Below are 24,676 nucleotides of genomic sequence, written 5' to 3'. Positions count from 1 at the left end.
TGCTTAGAATTGTAGTCCGAGGCCCAGTCCGACCTGGAGAGCCTTGGTTGAGTCACCGAACATATGATCGAGACTCAGATTAATAAAGCTGCTGTCGTCCAGTGCGAACAGCCCCAGTCGCGCCGAGACCACCCCATGGGCGTCTCCAACAAAGCTGGTATTCGTAAACCCGCCATCGGCAGCACTGGCACCTGCGAACCCGGCGCTTACTGATACCTTGTCATTTGATGAGATGATGGCACCGGCCCGGAAACTTGCGCGCAGTTTTTGGGAAGCGCTGAGTATTTGTTCAGTCCCGATCTCAAGCGACGGCGTCAGCGAATAGATCAATTCACTATCGTCCTGCAGGACAATCCCCGAAAGGGTTGCGTCACCGTTGCTTTCCGTTGCCAGACGGGTTGCGTCAACAGCGATTTCGGGTCGCAGATAAGAGTTGCCACCGGCAAACCTGTGGTCATATGCAAAACTCAGCCGCAGGTTCTGGTGGTTCATCTTATGCTTGATCGAGCTGACGCCAACCGTATCAACCACGGTTCCGTTGGGCAGCACGCCGCTGATCCCGCCAGACCGAACTGTATCATAGTCCGACCATCCGGCTGAAAGCATGGCAGCGAACTCCCAAGGTCCGGTGTATTTGGTCAGCGACGCGCCCAGATTGAACCGGTCGCCGGTCGCATTGTACTGTGAACCGTTCCGCAAGCTGATCTGGTCGTGACCCACTGCGAAACCGGCATAGAGCTCGTCCCCAACAGGCAAACGGACGCCGCCAGACAGGTTGGTGTTGTTGATGTCCAACTCATCGTAGATACCGGTCTGGTCGCGGTCGTAGAAGGACCTTCCCCCGGAGAACCAGACGCAATTGCGCGGATCATCTCCTGCCTGATAATTGGTAAACCGCTCGCAATTGTGCAGTGCGTCTGCGAATACCCGCGTACCGTAGTAGGCATCAACCGCGTCCGCTGCGTAGTCGGCCACAGTGAAAGCGCCGATCGCTGCGATGACGTCCGCTTCTGACGTCATATTCCCGATCAGGGCGAACAGCTCGCCTTGTGCAGCAGAACCCTGTCCATTCAGAACATCATTGATGTAGTCACCAACGGCCGCTTCGTTCGCGTTCATATTGGCGGTCGAATAGTCCGGTGTGATCACCAGATCAATCGAACTGCCGTCTGAAGTCGAGCCGTTCAATCCGATTGAGTAATCCAACACTACGGTGTCCTGAATCGTCGTTCCTGCATCCGCCGCCGTACCGCCGGGATTGACAATGACAAGGGGCAACGCCCGTTGAAGGGTATTGAGCTGCGGCGTCAATGTACCGCCCATCGTGGCATCACCACTGACATTGATCAGATCACTGTTGCCGCCAGATGCGCCACTGGTCAGGAAGTACACATCGAAGGTCGAGGATGCCGTCGCACCCAGGGCCAGACTTCCGGTCAGGTTCGTAGTCTGGCTGACATTCCCGGTAAAGACAAAGTCACCCGACTGAACGTTTGGTGTCATGTCTGTATTCAGGCCCCAGTTCGCCCCTAAGACAAAGTCGCCATTCACCTGCATCAATCCGTTATTGCCCAGATTGATCGTATCCAGCGCATAAAACGCACCTTCTTCCTCGACCGTCAGGACGTTGGTACCGGTTCCAAGATCCAGATTGCCAAGCGCTTTACCCGCCAACGAAATTTGCTCGTTCCCGTCACCGCCGTTGATTAGCTGGTTATTCCCGGCAAGCAGCATGGTGTCCTTGGACAAAGTCAGCGCGTTGTTCGCACCACCTTCCACGACGATTGATGCAACAGCGTCCGTCTGGCCAGTGCCGCCCATGACGACACCGTTGAACCCAAGCGTGATTGGACCGGCCCCGTCGCGTCCTTGAGATTGGGCCAGAACACCAATGCCGCCTTCGCTGACGGATAGGATATTGCCGTCCAGCGCCATATCAATCGCGCCGCCGGCACCGGCACCACCTGCGGACCCACGGAAGACTGAGTCCACCATGCCACCGCCGCCGCCTAGCGATTGTGCAACGACACCAATCGCGTTTTCGCCGGTGGTGACGATGTTGCCGGATTGTGTAAATCCGATGTCGCCACCATTGCCGCCATTGTCGGATGAAAGGTCCACGGCGATCTTGCTGGCTTCCATGTCTGTCGACACAAGGCCACCACCGCCACCGATGCTTTGAATGACGAACCCGTGTGATCCGTTGCCGCTGGTGGTCATGTCGCCAGTATTGGCAAAGTCGACGTCACCGCCATCACCGGTCGATCCATCCTGCGCACCAAGCGTCACATCGGCCTGTCCCAAACCCGCGATGACAACTTCACCACCGCCTGCGCCGATACTCTGGACGCTTTGACCAAATGAACGGTCGCCGCTGGTGAATACATCTCCGTCCAATGACAGCGCGATATCACCGCCATCATTGTTGAAGCTGGGATCAGAGCCCAGGATCAGCGAAGCTGCTTTGTTTGCATCCACTGTGCCGGTACTGTTCAGAACAAGTTTGCCGCCGCCGCCGCCGATGGATTGCGTTGTTCCTGCCGTCGAAAACGCGCCGTCGGTTCCCACATCGCCCGTCCTGCTGCCACTCACGTTGCCACCGCTGGCATCATCCGTGTTGATCGCACCCAGGCGTCCGGTGATATCGATACCGTCACCGTCCTGAACACCGATATTGTTCGCAGAAGTGCCGCCGCCACCGCCAACGCTTTGCAACATCAAACCAGTCGAGCGGTCGCTTGTCGTCGCGATGTTGCCAATGTGCGACTGCGTGATCTGGTTGCCTGCGGTATCCGAGACTTCGTCGCCACCCAGAGAGATATCGCTGATATAGACAGTCCCAGTGCCGTCGGCGCTGGCAGTTTCGGTTGTGAAATCAACCGAGGATTCCACATTGCCGCCGCCGCCATTCACTGATTGTGCAAAGATGGCCTCGCTCCCGGATCCATTCACAAGAATGTCGCCGGTCGAATTCACGGTAACGGTTCCCACCGACCCAGTGGTCCCTTCGCGTGCACCAAGCAATTGCGAGACCGTGTAATCCAGCGCTGAAACCAACGGAGACGATACCGAATATCCGGCGTTGCCGCCGCCGCCGCCGACAGATTGTGCGAAGATGCCGAATCCGTTGTCCGCATTCACGACAATCGCTCCGGTATGGTTCACCGTCACGTCTCCGCCATCTGAGCCATCCCCGCCCGATCCGCCAATAGCGATCTTCGAATAGGATTTTCCTGTCATGGTGTTCTTGAGGTCGTTGACATCCATCGCAACGGCCAGACCGCCATTGCCGCCGCCACCGCCAACGGATTGTGCCATGATGCCGTATGCACCCGTGCCATCAACTCGGATATTACCGCTGTTCGTAACAACCACGTTGCCTGCGACATTACCGCTGCCGCCCGAGCCACCGATGTTCAGCTGTGCCGTCGGAGAGCTGTTGTCCCCGGTTTTCAACCGCAGCGTCCCGGTCATCGAGCTGCCACCATTGCCGCCACCGCCACCGACGGACTGCGCGAAGATACCATGCGCACCATCACCGGTCGTCAAGATCGTCCCGGCATTCGTAACCGAGACGTCGCCACCAGTTCCGCCGGTGCCGCCCGATCCGCCCAGCCCGAATTGCAAGGCTCGCCGTGTGGACGCCTCAGCCCCGCCATAGCGCCCGTCGACCGAGATCGTGGAACCACCGTTGCCGCCGCCACCGCCAACGGATTGCGCAAAGATACCGTGGCTTTCCTTGCCAGTGGTAAGGATATTGGCATCCACTTCATTGACGACAGTCACCGTGCTGCCAGAGCCGCCGGTACCACCCGAGCCACCGATCAGAATGGCGTTTGTGGTCGCCCCGTCCGAGGACCGTCCCAGAATGATGTTGCGCACCTGCTGCGCGTCACCGCCGCCACCGCCGACAGACTGCGCGTAAATGCCGATGGATTTGTCGCCCTCCGTTGCGATTATATTTCGGTTGGTGACCGAAACTGCTGCAGACATCGCGCCGGTGCCGCCATTGCCGCCAATGGAAATTGTCGCCGTGTTGCCGATCTCTTTGCGAAGGTTGATGATACGGTTTTCTACCAGACCACCCATGCCGCCGCCGCCGCCCACGGATTGCGCATAGATACCATGCGCCATCATGCCGGCAGTCGTGACTATGCCATCATTCACAACTGTTACCGTGTCCGAAGTCATACCGTCTCCGCCGGTGCCCCCGATATTGATCGAAGCTGCCGTCCCAACGGTTGATGGGCTGATGAAGGATTTGATCGTATCCAGATTACTCTGACCCGCCTGCACCATACCACCGGTGCCGCCTGCGCCGCCCACCGATTGCGCCAGCAGGCCGATCGAGCGCTCGCCCGACGTTGAAATTCGCGCAGAGCTCGTCACATCGACTTTGCCGCCAACGCCTCCGGTGCCTCCGGTGCCGCCGATGGAAAGTGATGCTGAAATCCCGCCACCGGCCGAGTTGCTGGCCTTGCCGCCGTTGCCGCCTCCGCCGCCAACGGATTGGGCGAACACTGCATGGGCGTCGTCACCCTGAGTGACCACGGTCCCGGCAATAACGGAAGTTACATCACCTGCCGCTCCGCCAGTGCCGCCGGCCAAACCGACCGACACGCTGGCCTTGTTGCCTTTGCTGTCGCCGGTCTTTGGCGTACCGATGCTGGCTGAGATCGAGGACGAATTGCCGCCGCCGTTGCCAATGGATTGGGCAAAGAACCCGTAAGACCGGTCGCCTGCGGTGCTGACGATGCCGTCCGAGCTGGCATAAACATCACCGCCGCTGCCACCGGTACCTCCGGTCCGACCGATCTGGATATTGACGTTGCCGCCATCCACAGAAGTCGAGGCAGAGTTATACCCCGCGTTGCCGCCTCCGCCGCCAACGGATTGGGCGAACAGGCCATGTGAATCCGCGCCGAGCGTAGAGATATCGCCGGTGTTTCGCACATCGACTGCGCCGCCGATGCCGCCCTCACCGGTGCCGCCGCCTACAGCAAGACCAAAACCTTTGTTGGATTGGTTCGATGACAGTTCGTAGGCGAATGCCAGGTTCAGTGCTGCGTTTCCGCCGCCGCCGCCAATGGATTGGCCGAATACACCATGACTGCCGTCCTGTTTCGTGAGGATATCGCCGTAATTGTCAATATCGACTGTGCCGCCATCCCCTGCAGTTCCGGCATCACCACCGATGGCAACAACAGCCGACATGCCAGATTTGTTGCCAGAAGAATCCGCCGGATTCACCTTGCCTTCAAGCTCATCTAGCACGTTGTTGTAATTGGCAATTACCGAGTCATCTACGCCCGTGTTGGTCGGTGTTTTGCGGTCGGATGAATCGCCGGTGCCGCCGTTGCTCTGACTGCCGTTGGTCTTGCTGATGCCCACAACCGCGTTGATGCCGGCATCTCCGCCACCACCGCCAATGCTAGAGGCTTCGATGCCATGCGAACCAACACCGTCAGTTGTGATGGTCCCTGCCGCCAAAGCAGTGGTGCCCCGCGCCACAGTGACATCGCCTGCGTCTCCGCCACCGCCGCCAAAGCCGCCGATGCCCATGGCAATCGGTGAGCTGTCTTTGGTGCCAACGAACGTCGCATTGATCCCACCGGTTCCTCCGCCGCCGCCGATGCTTTGCGCAAAGACACCGCGCGCGTGATACCCGTTTGTCGAGATAGCGCCGGATTGCGTGACCTGGACATCACCGGCATCCGCGCCGGTTCCGCCGTGGCCGCCCAAACCACCCACGATGCTCAAATCGGTTTTGCCGTCTGAGTTGTTGGAGTCGCCATAGTTCAGTTGTCCGGTCACGTTGAGCGCGCCGTTGCCGCCGCCGCCAGCGATGGACTGGGCCAAAACGCCGTGTTTCCAGTTGCCCGCCACGGACACAGCACCGGTATGATCAACGGTCACATCACCGGAAACATTACCGTCGCCACCAAATCCGCCAACACCGAAGGTGACCGATGGGATCTTGCCATCCTTGCTTAGCGCAATGCCGCCCGAAACGTTCAGACCGCCATTGCCGCCACCGCCGCCGATGGACTGCGCCAACAAACCGGCCGAGCCATCAGTGTCAGGCTTTTCTTCGTTGAAGACGCCCATATCGATAAACAGGCGTTCGAGACCAAAGTCCGACACCATCTCTTCTGTATCGTCGACAATCGTGTCGCCGAGGAAATCGCGTAGCTTGTCTTCAAACGTGGTTGTATCGGGGACCGAGATGTCATCCGGGTTCGTTGTGACCGTGATGTCCGCTTGGGATGTAACCGTCACATCACCAGCCTTGCCACCGTCACCCGCAAATCCGCCAACACCAACAATCAGAGAGCTGTCGGACACGATCCCGCCCGACACATTCAGACCGCCATTGCCGCCACCGCCGCCAACGGATTGCGCCAACAGGCCGGATTGCCCGGTGCCATGAGCTTTGATTGTGCTTCCGGCACCAATATTTACATCTACGTTTCCGGCATCACCGCCGCCACCGCCAAAGCCACCAACGCCAACGACGACCGCGTAAGACTTGCTGCTATCCGTTTGGCCGGCACCGGGCTTGCCGCTGATCGCGATACCGCCGGACACATTGGTGCCGCCATTACCGCCACCGCCACCCAGCGATTGCGCAATGATACCGCTGGCACCCTTGCTCTGATCGACCGCAAAGGTGCCGTCGGATTGTTTGACCATCGGAACTGCCTGAATGTTCCCCGTGTAGTCCAGATCAACATCGCTGGCATCACCGCCCGATCCACCAAACCCGCCGACGCCAGCCGCGACCGAGAAAATAGTGTCCGACCCCGAGGGTTTTGTCAGCGCAAGAGAGCCAGAGATATTCACACCTCCAGTGCCGCCACCGCCGCCGAGGCTCTGTGCGAAAATGCCATGCGACCCGTCACCAGCGGTTACAACATCGCTTTCAACATCCAGTGTTACAGCTCCGGCATCACCGCCGCCGCCGCCAAAGCCGCCGAGGCCCAAAGCCACCGCCGCACCAGATTTCCCAGTCAGGTTCACGGCACCCGAGACGTTGAGACCGCCGTTACCGCCGCCGCCTCCGACGGATTGCGCCATGACACCGATACTGTCAGCACCGGTTGTAACAACCGAAGTTGTTCCGCTGCCATCCGTACGGGACCGCAATGTGCTGATCACTGCGCCAGCATTGCCGGCGCCGCCACCGAACCCACCAACGCCCAGGCTGACGGATCCGCCATTTTCCTGGCTGATACCCAGTGAGGCTGAGATATTCGTTCCGCCATTGCCGCCACCGCCGCCAAGGTTTTGTGTCAGAATCCCGGTGCTGCGATCGCCGCTGGTCGAGACGCCGCCGGTGATGGTCGATTGCACAAGCGCACCGGCATCTGCACCGCCACCGCCAAAGCCGCCAACACCAATGGCCACGGCCGCGTTGGCGGACCGGGACAAGGACAGGGCGGATGAAATGCTGGTGCCACCATTGCCGCCGCCACCACCAAGGCTTTGCGTCAGAATGCCAACTGAGTCATCCCCTGTCGTTGCGACATCGCCTGTGACTTGCTGCGTGACATTGTCGGCTGCACCACCGTCGCCACCAAAACCACCAACACCGATCCCAAGACCGCCAGAGTAGTTGCTGGCGACCGAAATCGCGCCGGAAATATTCGTGGCACCGTTACCGCCGCCACCGCCGAGGCTCTGCGCGATGATCCCGGCCGAACGCGTTCCGGATGTGCTGACATTGCCCGAGAACGTATTGCTGACCGCACCGCTCGTGCCGCCGCTGCCGCCAAAGCCGCCGACCCCGATACCTGCCGCGCCGGATCCCGTGCGCGCAATGCTGAGAGCACCCGAAATGTTGACGCCGCCATTGCCACCGCCGCCGCCCACAGACTGAACCAGAACACCGGTAGAGTTGTCGCCGCCTGTGGTTACGTCCCCGGTAACCGAGCCGGTGGCCGTACTTGCATTCCCGCCGTCACCGCCGGACCCACCGATGCCAACGCCAATTGCGCCGCCGCCCGTGCCCGAGATGTTTACGGCGGCCGAAACATTCAGCCCTCCGTTGCCACCGCCGCCCGCGGCGGACTGAACCAAAACACCACCTGAATTGTCACCTGCGGTGGTTACGTTACCCACGACCGTCCCGTTAGCCGTGTTCGCGTTGCCACCGCTGCCGCCGCTTCCGCCTAGCCCGACCGACGCACCACCGCTGCCGGTTCCGGCAACTGTGACAGTGGCGGACACGTTCATACCGCCATTGCCACCGCCGCCGCCAAGGCTTTGAACGATAAAGCCGCTGGACTCATCCTCTCGGGTCGAGACGTTGCCGTTCAGTGTGGCCTCAGCCGTGCCACCGTCGCCGCCCGTTCCGGATGCGCCCCCCAGACCAACGGATGCGCCGCCCGATCCAGTGCCAGCTGCCGCAACCGCGACCGAGATATTCATTCCACCGTTACCGCCGCCGCCGCCGACGGACTGCGCCAGCAAACCGGTCGCGGTTTCGCCCAACGTCACAAGGTTTCCGGTCACGTTTGCGGTTACCGCTGAGGCATCGCCTCCGCCGGTTCCCCGGCCACCTAGACCCACAGCAGCTGCGCCAGAACCGGTGCCCGCGCCACCGACGGATGCCGATACGTTGAAACCACCGTTGCCGCCGCCTCCACCGATGGACTGGGCAACAACCGCGCTCGATTGCGCGCCTTCGGTTTGCACACTATTCGCGACGGTCAGACCAACAACACCGCCGGTGCCACCGCTACCACCAGACCCGCCCAGACCGACGCTGATCGCGCCTGACCCGGTGCCCGCACCAGCCAATGCAGGCGAAATATTAAAGCCCCCATTGCCGCCGCCACCGCCAACGGACTGTGCCAGAATACCAACTGAAGCATCGCCTTTGGTCACAACGTTGGCTGTTGTGCTCGCGGTCACTAGACTGCCGTCGCCTCCGCCGCCGCCTGAACCGCCCAGCCCAACCGAAACTGAACCCGCACCGACGCCTGCACCAGACAGGGTCGGCGAAACGTTAAAGCCGCCGTTACCACCGCCACCGCCAAGGGATTGCGCCACAAAACCGCCAGAGGCAAAGCCGTCAGTCAGAATGGTGCCGTTTGACGTCAGTGTCACGTTTCCGCCATCACCGCCCGTATCACCGGATCCGCCCAATCCGACGCTGACCGCGCCACTACCCGTTCCTGCACCCGACAGAACCGGAGAAACATTGAATCCGCCATTACCGCCGCCGCCGCCGATGGATTGCGCCACTACGCCCGAGGACTGATCACCACGGGTTTCAACCGAATTGTTGGACGTCGCGATGACGGTGTTACCGTCTCCCCCGCCTGCGCCATCGCCACCAAGGCCAACCGAGACTCCGCCCCCGCCAACGCCAGATCCCTGGACCGAAGCGCTCACGTTGAATCCGCCGTTACCGCCGCCGCCACCGATAGATTGGGCTAGAAATGCCGTCGACGAGTCGCCCTGCGTCAGGATGGTTCCGCCTGAGGTCAGCGTAACCGCGCCGCCATCGCCGCCTCCAGCTCCGTTGCCGCCAAGTCCCACGCTAACTGCGCCGGATCCAACACCGGCGCCGGCGCCAGTGCCCGAGACGTTGAAGCCGCCATTGCCGCCGCCGCCGCCAATGGACTGAGCGACTACGCCGGACGACCTGTCCCCAGCCGTTACGATTGCATCCGTTGTTGTCAGATTTACCGTGCCACCAGTTGCACCTGTGCCGCCGCTGCCGCCCAGCCCAACTGAAACGGCACCGCTGCCCACACCCGCGCCCGCGAGTGAGGCGCTGACATTAAAGCCTCCATTACCGCCGCCGCCGCCGACGGATTGCGCCAGAACCGCCGTCGAATCCGCACCAGTCGTGCTGAGTGTCCCGGTAACCCGACCAGTCACTGAACGACCGATCCCACCGCCGGACGCGTCGCCGCCCAAGCCAACCGTAACCGCGCCGCCGCCAGCGCCTGCACCGGCTACCCCGGCGGTTACGTTGAAACCGCCATTGCCGCCACCGCCGCCGATAGATTGGAATACGACACCGCTGGAATTGTCGGAAAGCGTGGTCACGTTGCCCACGACCTGTCCTTCAACAATGCCGCCATTGCCGCCTGTTGCACCGCCGCCGCCAAGTCCGACACCAATCGAACCAGCGCCTGCGCCACCAGCGGCCACACCAGCCGTCACATTGAAACCGCCGTTGCCACCGCCACCGCCGATGGACTGGATCACAACACCGGTCGAGCGCAGTCCCTCGGTGCGGACATCACCGTTGACGAGAACACCGGTCACGCTGCCGCCGATACCGCCGCTGCCGCCTTCGCCGCCAAGCCCGACACCAACGGTTCCTGCACCGGCTCCGCCTGCGGCCAGACCCGCGGCGACACTGAAGCCGCCATTGCCGCCACCGCCGCCGATGGACTGAACTACAACAGCACCAGAGTCATCGCCCCGCGTTGTGACGTTTGCGTCAACCTGTGCGGTTACTGCGCCGCCGTCACCGCCACCGCCGGCTTTGCCGCCAAGGCCCACACTGACAGACCCAGCAGCCGCCCCGCCAATATCGGCGCTCGCGCCGACGCTGTAGCCGCCATTGCCGCCGCCGCCACCCACGGACTGTGCGACAACACCGCTGGAAAACGCTCCGCTGGTTTCGATGTTTGTCCCGCCTGCAATCAGGGTGACGTCGCCGCCGATCCCAGCACCGCCGCCATCTCCGCCAACACCCACGTTGATCCCAATTGCCGCCACGCCGCTTGCGCTGACACCGGCTGCGATGCTGCCACCGCCATTGCCGCCGCCACCGCCGACGGATTGCGCGATCAAAGCGCTCGAACTGGTTCCCGTCGTCGTGATGTCAGCCTTGGTATAGACCTGCACATCGCCGCCGTCGCCGCCACTGCCAGCCTCACCGCCGACACCAACAGAGACATTGCCGGAAAACAGCGCCGACGCACCGCCGGTTGCCGCCACAGCCAAGCCGCCATTACCACCACCGCCGCCAACGGATTGAAACAGCATACCGGTCGAGCGGTTCCCGGTTGTGACAACTGTTCCTTCAAACCCGGCAGCCGTCGGAGAGCCACTGCCGTCAAACTGGCCGACCGTGACCGTGCCGCCTTTGCCACCCGTGCTACCATCGCCGCCGACGCCAACCGCCAAAGAGCCCGAAACCGGGCCGCCAGACACCGCAACAGAAACCGCATATCCGCCATTGCCGCCACCGCCGCCAACGGATTGCAGCATGACGCCAATTGCATCGTCACCGCCCGTCTGCACCGAGGCAGACCCGCTGCCGCTGATCGATACGTCGCCGCCATCGCCGCCACTGCCGGCCGATCCGCCGACCGAGACCGAAGCCGCGCCAAAGGCCCCAACCGCGACTGATACAGCGCCGCCGCCATTGCCGCCGCCGCCGCCGACGGATTGTGCGAACACACCAGTGGAGCGATCGCCTGAGGTTTGAATTGCAGATGGCTGGCTGCTGTCAGTGTTCGACAACGTGACGTTCACGTTGCCGCCTTTGCCTCCGGACCCGCCATCGCCGCCGATGGCAACGCCAACGAATGCGCCGACCGCTCCGGAAGAACCGCCATTGCCGCCACCACCGCCGATGGACTGGGCCAGAATGCCCATCGCATCGTCTCCGGTCGTGGTAATGATCCCGTCATTGACGATGGTCACAGTTGATCCAGCGCCACCGCCGCTGCCGTTTCCGCCAACGGATACCATTCCGGCGGACGAGCCACCGTCGCCGCCACCGCCGCCAATCGACTGGGCGATGATTCCGCGTGCGCCGTCGCCCCCGGTCTGGATTTGTCCGTAGTTACTGACGCTTACTGCAGCTCCTGTGCCTCCTCTTGACCCGGTGCCACCGATTGCGACCAACCCGTATGAGTTCGCACCCGTGCCACCACTGCCGCCAATAGATTGCGCCATGACCCCATCGGCACCTTTGCCTGAGGTCAGAATGCTGCCGCTGCCCTGAACCGTCACGCTAACGGCGCTGCCGCTGCCACCATTCGATCCGACCCCGCCCAGAGACAGCGAAACCAAGCCACCTCCTGTTCCGCCAGACCCACCGCCGCCGCCAATGGACTGCGCCACAATCCCGCGCGAAAAGTCGCCCTGTGTCTCAATGGCGCCAGCATGGGAAACCGTGACCGTCCCGCCGTTACCGCCGTTGTCGGCACCGCCGATTAAGGACACCAATAGGTTGCCGCTGGTCCCTGCGGACCCACCCGAACCCCCAATCGACTGTGCATAAATCCCGTTCGCATAGTCGCCGGTTGTCAGAATGCTGCCGGTCGATGTGGTATTGACTGTCACAGCTCCGCCGCTGCCGCCATAGCCGCCGTCACCTGAAGATCCTACCAGGCCCCACTGCGCGCCACCATTGCCACCATTGTTCGAAACGCTCAGTGCATAGATACCATCTGCGGAATCTCCGGACGTCGAAATCTCACCTCTCTGCGTGACGGTCACGTTGCCGCCATCCGCTGAATGCCCGCCAGTACCACCGCCGGGGGCGGCGAACCCGCTGCCGCCATTCCCAGCCTCGCCACTTCGACTGAATGCGAAAATGCCGTAATTTCCACTGCCCGAGGTTTGGATTGTGCTGCTGCTGGACTGTGTTGCGTTGACGGTGCCGCCCTTGCCGCCATCGCCGCCATCGCGTCCGTCCCAGAAGCTCAGGTAGGAGTCACCACCGTTGCCGCCATCGCCGCCGACGCTGCCGACCTGCCACCCTATGTTGCTGGTGGCGTTGACATCACTGCTCAGGGTCTTTGTTTGCGTCGGTCCAGTTGCGCCATTACCGCCCGAGCTGGGCGGAACAACCAACGCACCGTCTCGGCCGTTGCTGCCGTCCCGACCGTAGACAACTTGGCTTACGCCGTTTGGCCCCGAAACGTCCTCGGGTGGCGTTACAGCGCCGGGGGTGCCGGAACTATTGAAGTTGCTATTGTATTGAGACGTTGTCAGCTGAGTAGATAAACTTGCCGTTCCGGTTGCCTCTGAATTGCTGATCTGAGCGGTTGTTCCGGAAATGGAGACAATCTCGAAGGCAAGCGGCGGATTGTCGGAATTGTAGATTGTATCGCCTACATCTTTGACCAGAAAAACATAGCCATCCGCCGTCTCTACAAATGCTGTTGTACCGGCTGTAGGCGTTGAAGCCGGGTCAACTATCAGAGTGCTCACGGTGGTGTCCATACCTGTCACCGGGTTTGACACCGTGTCGCCTACTTTTGAATCCGCTGTGGGCGCTGCAGCCAAAGGCGTTGAAATCAATGCTAAAAAAGAGACCGCCAAAAACAAATTTGATTTCTTGGACACTCGTACACCCCATATTCGACATAGTCACGACACGTGGGGGTAAGCCGTGTTCGCGCAGAACGGCAGCCTACTAAACGGATTCCCCCATCTCAACTCGAAGTAAAATAGACACAAGAATAAGGAGATATTTGGATTTAAATTCGCCCTATTGGAGTTCCCCTTAACTTATTGCAAAAATGCAACGGATAACTCTCAAAATGACACTTATGGCATTGTTTAGAAATAGTTTTAAACAACTGCGTCTCTGCGCATGGACCATGCTCAACCCTTCGAAAACACCACATCTGACGGCTCGTTTCTGGACCCAATAATTAGATTGCTGGTTTCTCGTTAGCATGAAACAAGCCTGTGAAATTTGAGGGCGCATAGTGAGCGCTCTCGCCTTACCGGACGAAGTAAGAACCGATCCCAAGACCATCATGATTGAATCTCGGGCCTTTGATGCGCGACGCACCCAAACAAAACTCATTTTTTTGAACTGGAAAAATTGTGTTGTCATCATGGAGTGCCCGGCGGTTTCCTCGTCATCAGGCCCGTCCGCATCGTGTGTGCAGTTTGAATCGCTGGCAAAGGCGACACAGTATGAAATAGGAACATTCTGGACGCCAACCACGTTGTTCCGTCGTTCACGGCGAGTTTCTGGCTGTCAGAAACTGATCCCCTGGTTGATGCAAACTCATCGAAAACAATTGACATTAGGGCCGATCCGGTGCCGACAGACAAAGATGAGCCGGCCAAGACAATTGCCGAGTTCAATTAGTTCTCTTCGGAGGCAAAAGTCCCTGGCGCCACGCTACCCAACGTCCTGATCAAAGAACCGGGCCTATGGTCGCGATGACATTGTGCCAGATACGTCGACGCCGGGGCCAGTCCAGCACTTGCGACAAGACCACCGATGTTGATCGCGATACATAGTCCTGCTGCCGTTGGTAAATGGCCGCCGTGGTACCGCAGTCCTGAAGCAGAATGTTGTTTTCATAGTTCAAGTCAAAACTGCGCAGGTCGAGGTTCGACGATCCAATCAGACTGATCTTTCCGTCGATTGTCAGGGTTTTGGCATGTAGCAGGCCGCCATTGAACTCGTGGATCATACAGCCCGCTTCAAGCAGCTTGCGGTAGTAACTTCGGCTGGCCGCAGCCACGATCCAGCTGTCATTTACCTTTGGAAAGATCAATTCAACGCGCACGCCTCGATACGCAGCGGCGCACAACGCTTCCAACACCGTAGCGTCAGGCACGAAGTATGGCGTCGATAACGTGAGCTCGGCTTGCGCGCAGGCGATCAACGTTGAAAACAGTTGTGGGGTTGCCCCATGACGTTCTGTGGGGCCGTCCCCAACGACCTGCGCAGGAAATCCACCATCCACCCGATCAAAGCTTAGTTTGAAAGCGCTCAGATCTTCGCCTGTTGCTTGCATCCAGTCGCTGGCGAATAGCAATTGGTTTTGGGCAACGACCGGTCCTTCGAGCCTGAGCATAATATCAACCCAAGGAGCATATTTTGCTTTTATCAGGAACTCGGGATCAGCAGAGTTTCGACTGCCGCAATAGGTGACCTGACCATCAATGACCGTAATCTTGCGGTGATTTCGCAGGTCAAGCCTGCTGGTGAAGATCGTATGGATTGGCCGATCAAGCGGCAAAGCTACGGCAAGGTGGACCCCTGCGTCTTTCATGCGCTGCCAAAGGTCCGATTTAAGCAGCAACCGGGATCCTAGCCCGTCTGCCATTGCGCGGCACGTAACACCGCGCTGCGCCGCGCGGATCAAAGCTTCTGCGACCGCGGTGCCCGTATGGTCGGCAAGCCAGATGTAATAAAGTACATGGACATGATCGTTTGCAGCATCGATATCCGCGACAAGTCTTTCGCGTGTCTCGTTGGCGTCGGCCATAAGAATGGCCCGGTTTCCATCGACAGGATAAAACCCGTTGATCGAACTGGCATAGGAAAACCCGGAGTGAAAAATGGGATCGATCAATTGTGGAATAGCATCATTGTTCCCCATGTAATCCGATGCGTCACGGCGAATACTCTGAAAAATCTCTTTGTGGCTTTCGTCCGCGTGGCGACCCAGGTCAATTTCGCCAAACAAAAAGTAGATTGCGCTTCCGAAGCAGGGAACTATGACGATGACGATAAACCAAGCCAACCTGGCAGGCGGTGAAAAGTCGTCGCGCAGAAGAATGCGAATAGTGAACGTCAAGGCGAGGCCAATATGCAGCAGAAGGACCCAGGTCATTACGCGTGGTCCTTGTCGGGTCGGCCATCCGCGGCGGGATGCCGGGCATCGGAAACCTGAATTTCTTGGTCGAACAGATTGACGCCTCCCTTCACGCCAAAATCCAGTGTTGTAACGTTGTAGGCGAGCGAAATGGATTCCGCATCGAACCTGTCGTGAATGCGGACCACCGCATCGTTCATCGCCATTAAGTAATCTGTCTCACGAGTAAAGTTGATCCAGAACCGAACTTCGAAATTAAACGTCGAACTACCGATGCCGGTAAAGAAAAAATCGATCTTCTCGTCCTTCAGAAGACCTTCAACCTTTTGAATTTCGTTTAGCGTAACCTCTCGAACCTTGTGCAGATCATCACCGTATGAGACGCCTGATTTCAGGGTGACGCGCCGCTTTCCGTAGGTCGAGTAGTTTTTGAACGAGCCGGTATAGATCACCTGGTTCGGTATGAACACTAACTGACCGGACATCATCTTGATTTCGGTTGTGATTGGGCCGATGCGCTCGACCGTTCCGAAAGTACCATCAATTTCGACCCAATCTCCGATCCGAAAAGGGGCCTGAGTATTCAAAAGCAAACCCGCAAAACTATTGGCGGTAAGGTCCTTGACGGCAAAGCCGATCACGATTCCGACAACCCCGGCGCTGGCAAGCAGTTTTGTTAATGCGTCTTCCAATCCCAGAGCATCAATCGAAAGAAACGTTCCAAACAACAAGACGCCAATAAAGACAATTGTAGATATCACCGAGGCGAGATGCTGACGTCGTTTGGGTAGTTTCCGAAAAGAACGCAGGATTATGCGACGGCATATTGCAGCCAAAGCAAAAAAGGCAGCAAAGCACAAAACCCCTAGGATTAAATTTGGGGTAAAGGCGATCAGCGCCTTTTCCCACTGCTCGACCGTTTTCGACACAAAGTCGGCTATGTTCATTAATTTATTTCCTTGTCCCGTGCATTTTAGCCTAACAGACAATTAGGCCCTTGAATAACCAAGGCTGTGTTTACCCTCTGTTTTGGCGATTGGCAGAATGTGTCGGGCGATACTAACTTGAATTAGGGAAAAACCGTTGTCGCGCTGGCACTTAGATTCTCTTAACTGGCTAGACACCCTGCCGGAACGAGCGCAAGAGCAATTGCGGCAGCGAGCTTAGACAAGATGGTATGAGGATAAAGACACAATATTCAGTCCTGAGGTGGATCCTGAACAGGTTTACATTCTTGAAAAGGGTTTGACCCGCATTTTGCGTAACACCGCATCGGGTGGTGAATTTAAACCTGGTTTTGTCGAACCCAGAGAAGTTTTTGGAGAATTGCCAGTTCTCAACAACGCGTTTCGTGAAAGCTATGCCGTTGCAATCGGCAATTGTTGAGTTCTGAAACTACCAAGCCTTGTACTTAGAACTTATGAGCACGTTGCCGGATTTCAGCCTGGACGTGTCACGCCAACTTGGCAAACGATTGCAACGGATCGAAATCCGCGTCGAAGATTTGATATTCCGGAGTGCGGCATCCAGAAAAGCCCGCGTCATTGTCGTGACAACCACGCATTCCTGAAAAGTAGGTATCACTGATCCCAATCGCGCCAACGGCACCTCGGAACTTTGTTTCGCGTTCAGCGATTGCACTACGGTCTCTGCCAGTGTCGGTATTCCGGATGCGGGCGGAGACAAGGTTGCATATGCGCTCGACATCCTGATCGATCAAGCGGCGTCCTCTTTTGGGGGCTCTTTGGCACCGGTCATGAACGCCACGGCGTCGGACATCGTGTAGTCCTTGGGATCGATGGTGCAGAGCCTTTTACCCAGCCGGTGTACGTGAATACGGTCGGCAACCTCGAACACATGCGGCATGTTGTGGCTAATGAGTATGATCGGAATGCCACGCGCCCGCACATCTTGAATCAGCTCAAGCACCTTGCGACTTTCCTTGACCCCTAAAGCGGCCGTGGGTTCGTCCATGATGATGAACTTCGTTGCAAACGCAGCAGCGCGGGCAACGGCAACGCCTTGGCGCTGTCCGCCCGAGAGCGTCTCGACCGCCTGATTGATTGACTGGACGGTCATCAGGCCAAGCTCGGTCAGTTTTTCACGGGCGAACTTTTCCATTGCTGGCCTGTCGAGCTGGCGCAGGTACTTGCCCATGAAACCTTGTTTGCGGATCTCGCGACCCATGAACATGTTGTCCGCAATTGAAAGGGCAGGGGACATGGCAAGCTGCTGATAGACTATCTCAATCCCCATGTTCCGGGCGTCGATTGGAGAGGTGAAGTTGACCTTTTTGCCCTCGATCAGAATCTCGCCCTCATCCGGAATCGTAGCACCGCAGATCGCCTTGACTATTGAGGATTTGCCAGCGCCGTTATCTCCGATGACGGCAAGGATTTCCCCCTGTCTTAATTCAAAGTCGGAGTGGTCAATGGCGGTCACGTGGCCATAGCGTTTTACGATCCCGCGGCCCTTTACCACTGGTGTTGTGTCCGACATTAGCCCGATACCTTTCTGATCCACTGGTCGACCGCGACCGCAGCGATGATGAGAAGTCCGATAAGAAGGAAGGTCCATTGCGCGTCTGCGCCGAGCAACCTGAGTCCAAGAGTGAAAACACCGACGATCAGTGCACCAAAGAGCGATCCGAGAATGGATCCACGCCCGCCGAACAACGAAATACCTCCGATCACAACCGCAGTGATGCTTTCGATATTGGCCAATTGGCCAGAAGTCGGTGAAACAGATCCGATGCGACCGATCAGGGCCCAACCGGCAAATGCGCAAATCAGTCCGGACAACATATAGACGGACATGAGTGTCCGGTGAACGTTGACGCCGGAAAGCTCTGCAGCTTCAGGATCGTCGCCCACAGCATAGACATGCCGGCCCCAGGCGGTGTGCTTGAGCGCATAGGCCAACACAAAGATCAGAATGAGCATGAACATGACACCAACGGTAAAGGTCGCTCCGCCGATGCTGAATTTGGTGCCAAAAAATTGAAGAAACGGTGCGTTGGCCTCGATGTCTTGGCTGCGGATCGTCTCATTTGCAGAATACAGGAAGTTGGTAGCGAGAACGATCTGCCACATTCCAAGCGTGACAATGAACGGGGGCAGTTTAACCCGGCTGACAAGCCAACCGTTGAGTGCGCCGATCAGTGTACCGACTGCAAGACCGCACATCACGGCTATTGGGACCGGTATTCCATACCGGAATGAGAATTGACCCATGATGACCGAAGAAAAGACCATGATTGCGCCAACGCTCAGATCGATGCCAGCTGTCAGAATTACCAGGCTCTGCGCTGCAGCTACGATGCCGACGATCTGAACCTGTTGGAGGATCAGGGTCATTGCAAAAGGTGAGAAAAACTTTGAACCCAAAAGCAGACCAAAGATCAAAATCGCTCCGATAAGGACGATCAGTGGCACGAAGGACGGGTTTACATGGAGCAGGTGCTGCAAGTTTCCCAGCGCACCACGTCTGTTGTGCTCGAACTCTGCCACGGTCTCTGCTCGATTTGCAGCAGTTTCAAATTCCTGGGCATCTTGGTTTGCGTCAGACATATCTTCACCTTTTTCGCGACCAGATTCAGGGCCACGAGATCAGTTTACAGGAACTTTCGGTTCGTTTGCGAAAGGAATGGTGAGGCATCCAAAAACGCCTCACCCGACAAGTCTGAATTTAGCCCCAGCAGAGCTCCAGGCCTTCTGCGACTGAAATCGACTCAACACCGTCCACAGGTTGATCTGTGATGAGAGCGACACCTGTATCATAGAAATCTTTTCCAGGTGTGTTTTCAGGTTTCACGCCTTCTTCGGCCCATTTTTTCACTGCCTCCACACCCAGCGATGCCATCAAAAGAGGGTATTGCTGGCTTGTGGCGCCGATCACTCCGGCTTCTACATTCTGAACGCCAGGGCAGCCGCCATCGACGGATACGATAAGGACATCATTTTCACGGCCGATTGATTTCAAGGCTTCGTAGGCACCAGCTGCAGCTGGCTCATTGATCGTGTGAACGACGTTGATCGCTGAATCCTTGGCCAGAAGGTTCTCCATAGCACGGCGTCCACCTTCTTCGTTGCCGTCAGTTACATCACTGCCGACCAGACGTGCATCAGTTTCGTCGCCGATTACATTGGGGTCGGCAAGCTCCACCCCGAAACCATCCAAAAAGCCTTGGTTGCGCAGAACATCCACTGTCGGCTGGCTGACGTTCAGATCCAGCGTCGCGATTTTCGCATCCGCTGCCGCATCGCCCATTTTGGCTTTCGCCCATTGGCCGATCAACAAACCAGCCTTGTAGTTGTCAGTCGCAAAAGTCGCGTCCGCGGAATCGATCGGACTCAGCGGTGTGTCCAGCGCGATTACCAAAAGACCGGCGTCGCGTGCTTGCTGAACTGCTGGGACAATCGAACTTGTGTCAGAAGCGGTCAGAAGGATTCCCTTGGCTCCGTCGAGGATGCAAGTTTCGATGGCCTGAACCTGAGTTTCGTGGTCGCCATCAATTTTGCCGGCAAATGCCTTCAAAGTCATGCCAAGCTCTTCCGCTTTAGCAGTCGCGCCTTCTTTCATTTTTACAAAGAAGGGATTGGTGTCCGTTTTCGTGATCAGGCAGACAGTCTCACCGGCGGCCTGTGCAGAGGCCGCTGCCATCGTAAGCACGGTCGCGGATGCGGCAATCTTGAATAGATTTTTCATATTGTCCTCCCAAAATATTGTTGTTGCCTCGCGCGGTGTACCAGCGGGGCCTGCCTTCATCCTCCAACGAAGGTCTTGTTAAGGAAACTGTGATTCTGGTCTCGCTGTCAATAAATAAATAAAGTTTATTTATTAATTTGGTTGAGCACCTTTTCATAAGAAAACAAGGTGGTTATGTTCAGGTTTATGGAAAAAGAGGCGTTGAAAACACTGACCGGTGGAGTGAGTCAAAGCGGGGTTCGCGATCATAACGAACGTCTGATATTGACGGTTTTACAACGGCATGGACCAACCGCAGGCGCCGACGTCGCGCGTCTGACAGGCCTCTCTCCTCAGACGGTTTCAATTATTCTGCGCAAACTGGAAAAGGACGAGATTCTCAAGCGTGGTACTCCTTTGCGAGGGAAGGTGGGAAAGCCGTCAATTCCCATGGAGTTGAACCCGGAAGGCATCCTATCGGTAGGGATGAAGATCGGGCGGCGCAGCGCCGATCTGCTTTTAATCGACTTTCAAGGCAAGCCGCGTCACCAACTTTCCACAACCTATGACTACCCATTGCCAGAGGTAATTTTTGGCTTTCTTGAAACAGGTTTGGAAACGCTTCTTTCCCGCGAGCCTCAAAAGCTTCGCGACCGCGTATGCGGTATCGGGATCGGCACTCCGTTCGAGCTATGGAAATGGCACGACCTGTCCGGGCTCGCGGCCAGGAAATTCAGTTCGTGGAAGAACGTGAATTTTTTCTCCGAAGTTGCCAGGTTCAGCGATCTGCCGGTGTTTGTTGTTAACGACGCAACGGCGGCGTGTCATGCCGAGCACCTCTATGGTCGTGGGGCTGAATATCGCGACTATTTTTACTTCTTTATCGGTTCAATGATTGGTGGAGGCGTTGCATTGAATGGCACCGTTTTTGAGGGCAACCAAGGCAATGCGGGTGCCTTGGGCGCGATGCGCACAACTGGTCCATTGGGTGAAAGCCAGCAATTGATTGACACCGCCTCGCTGTTTTTGCTTGAAGACCGGTTGATCGAAGCAGGCGTCGATCCGGGTATTCTGTGGAATAAACCACAGGATTGGAGCAGTATTTCTCGATATGTCGAGCCGTGGATTGGTACTACAGCACAGGAACTGGCCAAGGCTGCCCTGTCTATTTGTGCGGTCATTGATTTTGAGGCCATCTTCATTGATGGAGCTTTTCCGCCGGACGTTCGGGAAGAACTGGTTTCAAGGGTTCGCCGTTATTTGGTCAATCAAGACAAACGCGGTCTGATCCCCCCTGTCGTTGAACCCGCTGCAGTTGGTGAGAACGCCCGCGGCATTGGGGCGGCAAGCAGCCCCATCTTCCGCCAGTTTCTGTTAAACACCAACGCAGGCCTTTCTGGGATGTAGCGAAAGCTCGGGGCGGAAGTCCGTCAAACTCTTTGCCAATCGCGTCCGTACCGAGAGAGCCTGCACTACCAACACCGCCATTGATGACGTCTTCGTAAAGGATCGGGTTTTCACCAGAGAGTGTGATCAGACCAATTTCGGTTGCATCGCAAACATTGAGTCGGATTGACGAGGCAGTTTGTTCTGGCATTCTCAAAAATTTGGGACAGGACCTGCAGAATAACTCCGCTAGACGTTGCATTCCAGATGGCTCATGCAGCGCTGAATGTAACTTCTTTCGCAGGTACTTTCGCACGCAGTTCACAAGGAACGGGAGGCAGCCGTTGATGCCTCCCGAGTGGTTCTTTTCTACTGTGACATTCCTCCTTCGGTCGAGATCTGTTCTTCGACGTGGGATTGGTTTGTTACGTCAGACCCCCTAGGAGGATATTCCTTGAATGTGGACAAGTGATTTTGGACGATTTTGGCGGCAGGGCCGAAAGCCCACATCTTGTTGCCCATCCACCTTGTATACATCCCGGACTCTTCCGCGGCTTTTTCGTACGGATCGCGGCGCAGGTTGAAGAGGAGCGGAGCGTTCAGCTCTTCTTTGGGGCCAGCCCAGCCTTCGGTTTGTATCGTGAAATGTGCTTTCCAGTCACCATGCCGTACAGCTTGCAGATCCGGACCTTCGTAGTAGATGATCTCGTCGCGGTTGCTGTCACCTTTGCCTGTTAGGAAAGACAACTGGTTGTAGCCATCCAGATGCACCTGATAGCCCTCATGGCCTTCAAGCAATGCGCCGGGCAAATCCTCGGGCCCACCAGCGGCAGCGACCAGTGTGGGCATCCAATCAAGCCCTGCAATGATCCCGTTGCTCACGGTTCCGGCGGGGATCTCACCAGGCCAGCGAATGATCGCGGGGACGCGAAAACCACCTTCCCAGGTTGTTCCCTTTTCACCGTGGAACGGTGTTGTTCCCCCATCGGGCCAAGTCATGGTTTCAGGGCCGTTATCGGATGTGAAGACAACAATTGTATTGTCAGAGACACCCAGCTCTTCCAACCGGGCCATGACTTTTCCCACGTTGTCGTCAAGTTCCTTCATTACAACGTCTTGCAGCCCGCGACCGTCGCCAAGCATAGCCTCGTATTCCGGGCTAAGGTGCGTCCAGACGTGCGCCCGTGCCGGCGCCATCCAGACAAAGAACGGCGTTTCGCTTTCAACGGCGCGGTCGATGAAATCCAGCGTATGTGCTGTAACTTCGTCATCCAGGGTCTTTTGCCGCTCGGGCGGGGCGGGGCCATCGTCGATGATGCGTTGCTTTCCGACCAAGCCCCAGCGCGGGTCTACGGTATTGTCCACTGTGTCGGTGGCGTAAGCGTGGATAATATTCCTTGGGCCAAAAGTGTTGTTGAATCTCTGATCGCTGGGCCAGTCCGGATCGGACGTGTATTCCATCGCATTCAGGTGATAGAGCCAGCCCCAATATTCGTCGAAACCCTTCACGGTCGGCAGAAACTTGTTCATGTCGCCCAGATGGTTTTTGCCGAATTGACCGGTTGTATAGCCAAGGGTCTTCAACATAATGGCCAAGGTCGGATCATCTTCGCTTAGACCCTTTTCTGGATCTCCGGGCAAGCCGACCGTATGCATCCCCGTACGAACCGGCAACTGACCCGTAATAAAGGCCGAACGCCCCGCTGTGCAGCTTGGTTGCGCATAATAGTCCGTCAGGCGCATGCCGTCGGCAGCCAATTGATCGAGGTTAGGGGTTTTGATGCTTTTGACACCCTGATGGTAACTGCCAAGGCTGGCCCACCCCACATCGTCGGCCATGATGACAAGGATATTGGGTTGGTCGGTTTCAGCCAAGGCAGGCGGAGCACAGACCGAAGTTGTGGCTACCGTGGCTGAAACCGCAATGGATCGAAGGTTGAACATTTTTACCTCTGCGGAAAAGAAGGACGACACCGGCAATGCGGCGAAGTGGGTAATGCTCAGGGATAGCGATCGAAACTTTGTTGCGGCAACAGTGCTTTACTAAGATTTCACATTATGAAAACTAAGGACCGAAACTTGAAATGATCTAGGTCGATTGATGAATGACAACGCCCTGACCGCCTTTCTGACATTGGCTGAAACAGGCAGTTTCCAAAATGCGGCCCGCGCGATGGGTGTGTCGAATGCCTCTTTGTCCCGCTACATCGGACAGGCTGAAGAACATACAGGGGTGGTATTGTTTCACCGAAGCCGCAACAGCAGTACGCTAACGCGGGCAGGTCAGGAGTTTCTGCCGATCGCCAGGGACTTGCAAGCAGACCAAAAGCGGTATGCGACCCGTGTGGCCAGCTTGCGTGAAAACGGCCCTGGCACATTGCGTATTGGGTGCGGGCCGCTAACGACAAGAGCTATGATCCTGCCAGTAATGCAATCCGTACGTGAACTTTTGCCTGATCTGCGTTTCAAAATTCTCGTAAGCGCGTATGCGCGTCCACTCGATTTATTGCAGGCGGGGCAGTTTGATGTTTTTGTAGGAGATCTGACCTACACACCTGAAGCCGACAATGTCGAAATCATGGTGATGGAAAAACAAGAGATCCAGTTCGTCGCACATAGAGATCATGAAATTCACAAAAGAGGTCCGAGCAATATAGCCCGGGTTTTCGAATATCCATTTGCCTCGCCACACCTGCACAAACATTGGAAGGCAACGCTAATTAGGTCATTGGGTGGCGACACCGAGGCTGCCAGCAGGGTCAATGCCTTGCCGGATGTCGAATGCGATGACTACAATTTCCTGACCGGATTGTTGGCGCAACCAGACTTCATCGTGGGAGGGATGCCGGATACTTTTGCGGAGCTGATAGACGCCAAGAAAGTAAAACCACTTTCTATGAAGCAGAACCTAACTTGGAACATCTGCGCGGCGCGCAAGTCCCAGAACACTTCGGCTGCTCTTGAAATCTGTTGGAATGAACTTGCTAAGCATCGGGCTTGAACGGTGACGTAAGGCCTGAAAAACGCCCAACCGAAATCCTTTTTTTTGGGGG

At 57.3% G+C, this 24,676-nt stretch carries 10 protein-coding genes and 1 pseudogene; 3 read left to right on the top strand and 8 right to left on the bottom strand.

The features are described 5' to 3' along the window. Positions 1–3: 3 nt before the first annotated feature. The 3 genes from ACR0AK_RS18090 to ACR0AK_RS18080 form a co-directional block, all read right to left on the bottom strand. Complete coding sequence (locus ACR0AK_RS18090; RefSeq protein WP_480794385.1) at positions 4–13,194, bottom strand: hypothetical protein; 13,191 nt, start codon at positions 13,192–13,194, stop codon at positions 4–6. 944 nt (positions 13,195–14,138) lie between these two features. After that, positions 14,139–15,569: a cardiolipin synthase gene (gene cls, locus ACR0AK_RS18085; protein ID WP_480794384.1), complete on the bottom strand. Its 1,431-nt coding sequence runs from the start codon at positions 15,567–15,569 to the stop codon at positions 14,139–14,141. Beyond that, a complete protein-coding gene (locus tag ACR0AK_RS18080) occupies positions 15,569–16,498 on the bottom strand; it encodes a mechanosensitive ion channel family protein (protein ID WP_480794383.1) in 930 nt (309 codons plus the stop codon). Before ACR0AK_RS18080 ends, cls begins: the two co-directional genes overlap by 1 nt. Positions 16,499–16,733: 235 nt before the next feature. Here ACR0AK_RS18080 and ACR0AK_RS18075 point away from each other — a divergent pair. Further along, positions 16,734–16,937 (top strand): annotated as a pseudogene (locus tag ACR0AK_RS18075) (cyclic nucleotide-binding domain-containing protein); the annotation flags it as partial. Positions 16,938–17,004: 67 nt separating this feature from the next. Here the strand turns inward: ACR0AK_RS18075 and ACR0AK_RS18070 are convergent. The 4 genes from ACR0AK_RS18070 to ACR0AK_RS18055 form a co-directional block, all read right to left on the bottom strand. Next, positions 17,005–17,271: a hypothetical protein gene (locus tag ACR0AK_RS18070; protein WP_480794382.1), complete on the bottom strand. Its 267-nt coding sequence runs from the start codon at positions 17,269–17,271 to the stop codon at positions 17,005–17,007. Continuing rightward, positions 17,268–18,050, bottom strand: coding sequence for an ATP-binding cassette domain-containing protein (locus tag ACR0AK_RS18065; RefSeq protein WP_480794381.1), 783 nt, complete (start codon positions 18,048–18,050; stop codon positions 17,268–17,270). The genes ACR0AK_RS18070 and ACR0AK_RS18065 overlap by 4 nt, the downstream gene beginning before the upstream one ends. After that, positions 18,050–19,120: an ABC transporter permease gene (locus ACR0AK_RS18060; RefSeq protein WP_170560592.1), complete on the bottom strand. Its 1,071-nt coding sequence runs from the start codon at positions 19,118–19,120 to the stop codon at positions 18,050–18,052. Before ACR0AK_RS18060 ends, ACR0AK_RS18065 begins: the two co-directional genes overlap by 1 nt. A 118-nt stretch (positions 19,121–19,238) precedes the next feature. After that, positions 19,239–20,258: a substrate-binding domain-containing protein gene (locus ACR0AK_RS18055; protein WP_480794380.1), complete on the bottom strand. Its 1,020-nt coding sequence runs from the start codon at positions 20,256–20,258 to the stop codon at positions 19,239–19,241. A 186-nt stretch (positions 20,259–20,444) separates the two neighbouring features. Between ACR0AK_RS18055 and ACR0AK_RS18050 the strand changes: the two genes are divergently transcribed. Further along, a complete protein-coding gene (locus tag ACR0AK_RS18050) occupies positions 20,445–21,644 on the top strand; it encodes an ROK family transcriptional regulator (RefSeq protein WP_480794379.1) in 1,200 nt (399 codons plus the stop codon). A gap of 348 nt (positions 21,645–21,992) precedes the next feature. Here ACR0AK_RS18050 and ACR0AK_RS18045 read toward each other — a convergent pair whose 3' ends face one another. Next, positions 21,993–23,567: an arylsulfatase gene (locus ACR0AK_RS18045; protein WP_480794378.1), complete on the bottom strand. Its 1,575-nt coding sequence runs from the start codon at positions 23,565–23,567 to the stop codon at positions 21,993–21,995. Between the two features lie 157 nt (positions 23,568–23,724). Here ACR0AK_RS18045 and ACR0AK_RS18040 point away from each other — a divergent pair, with 157 nt between their 5' ends. Next, positions 23,725–24,624, top strand: coding sequence for a LysR family transcriptional regulator (locus ACR0AK_RS18040; RefSeq protein WP_480794377.1), 900 nt, complete (start codon positions 23,725–23,727; stop codon positions 24,622–24,624). The last annotated feature ends 52 nt before the right edge of the window (positions 24,625–24,676 follow it).

The organism is Ruegeria sp. BI12 (genome assembly GCF_056537985.1).
This window is presented reverse-complemented; position numbering and strand designations above follow the sequence as displayed.

Excerpts from the sequence above, each read along its gene's own strand:
- cls (WP_480794384.1), bottom strand. The coding sequence starts at position 15,569 with ATGACCTGGGTCCTTCTGCTGCATATTGGCCTCGCCTTGACGTTCACT.
- ACR0AK_RS18050 (WP_480794379.1), top strand. The coding sequence starts at position 20,445 with ATGGAAAAAGAGGCGTTGAAAACACTGACCGGTGGAGTGAGTCAAAGC.
- ACR0AK_RS18045 (WP_480794378.1), bottom strand. The coding sequence starts at position 23,567 with ATGTTCAACCTTCGATCCATTGCGGTTTCAGCCACGGTAGCCACAACT.
- ACR0AK_RS18055 (WP_480794380.1), bottom strand. The coding sequence starts at position 20,258 with ATGAAAAATCTATTCAAGATTGCCGCATCCGCGACCGTGCTTACGATG.
- ACR0AK_RS18040 (WP_480794377.1), top strand. The coding sequence starts at position 23,725 with ATGAATGACAACGCCCTGACCGCCTTTCTGACATTGGCTGAAACAGGC.
- ACR0AK_RS18060 (WP_170560592.1), bottom strand. The coding sequence starts at position 19,120 with ATGTCTGACGCAAACCAAGATGCCCAGGAATTTGAAACTGCTGCAAAT.
- ACR0AK_RS18080 (WP_480794383.1), bottom strand. The coding sequence starts at position 16,498 with ATGAACATAGCCGACTTTGTGTCGAAAACGGTCGAGCAGTGGGAAAAG.
- ACR0AK_RS18065 (WP_480794381.1), bottom strand. The coding sequence starts at position 18,050 with ATGTCGGACACAACACCAGTGGTAAAGGGCCGCGGGATCGTAAAACGC.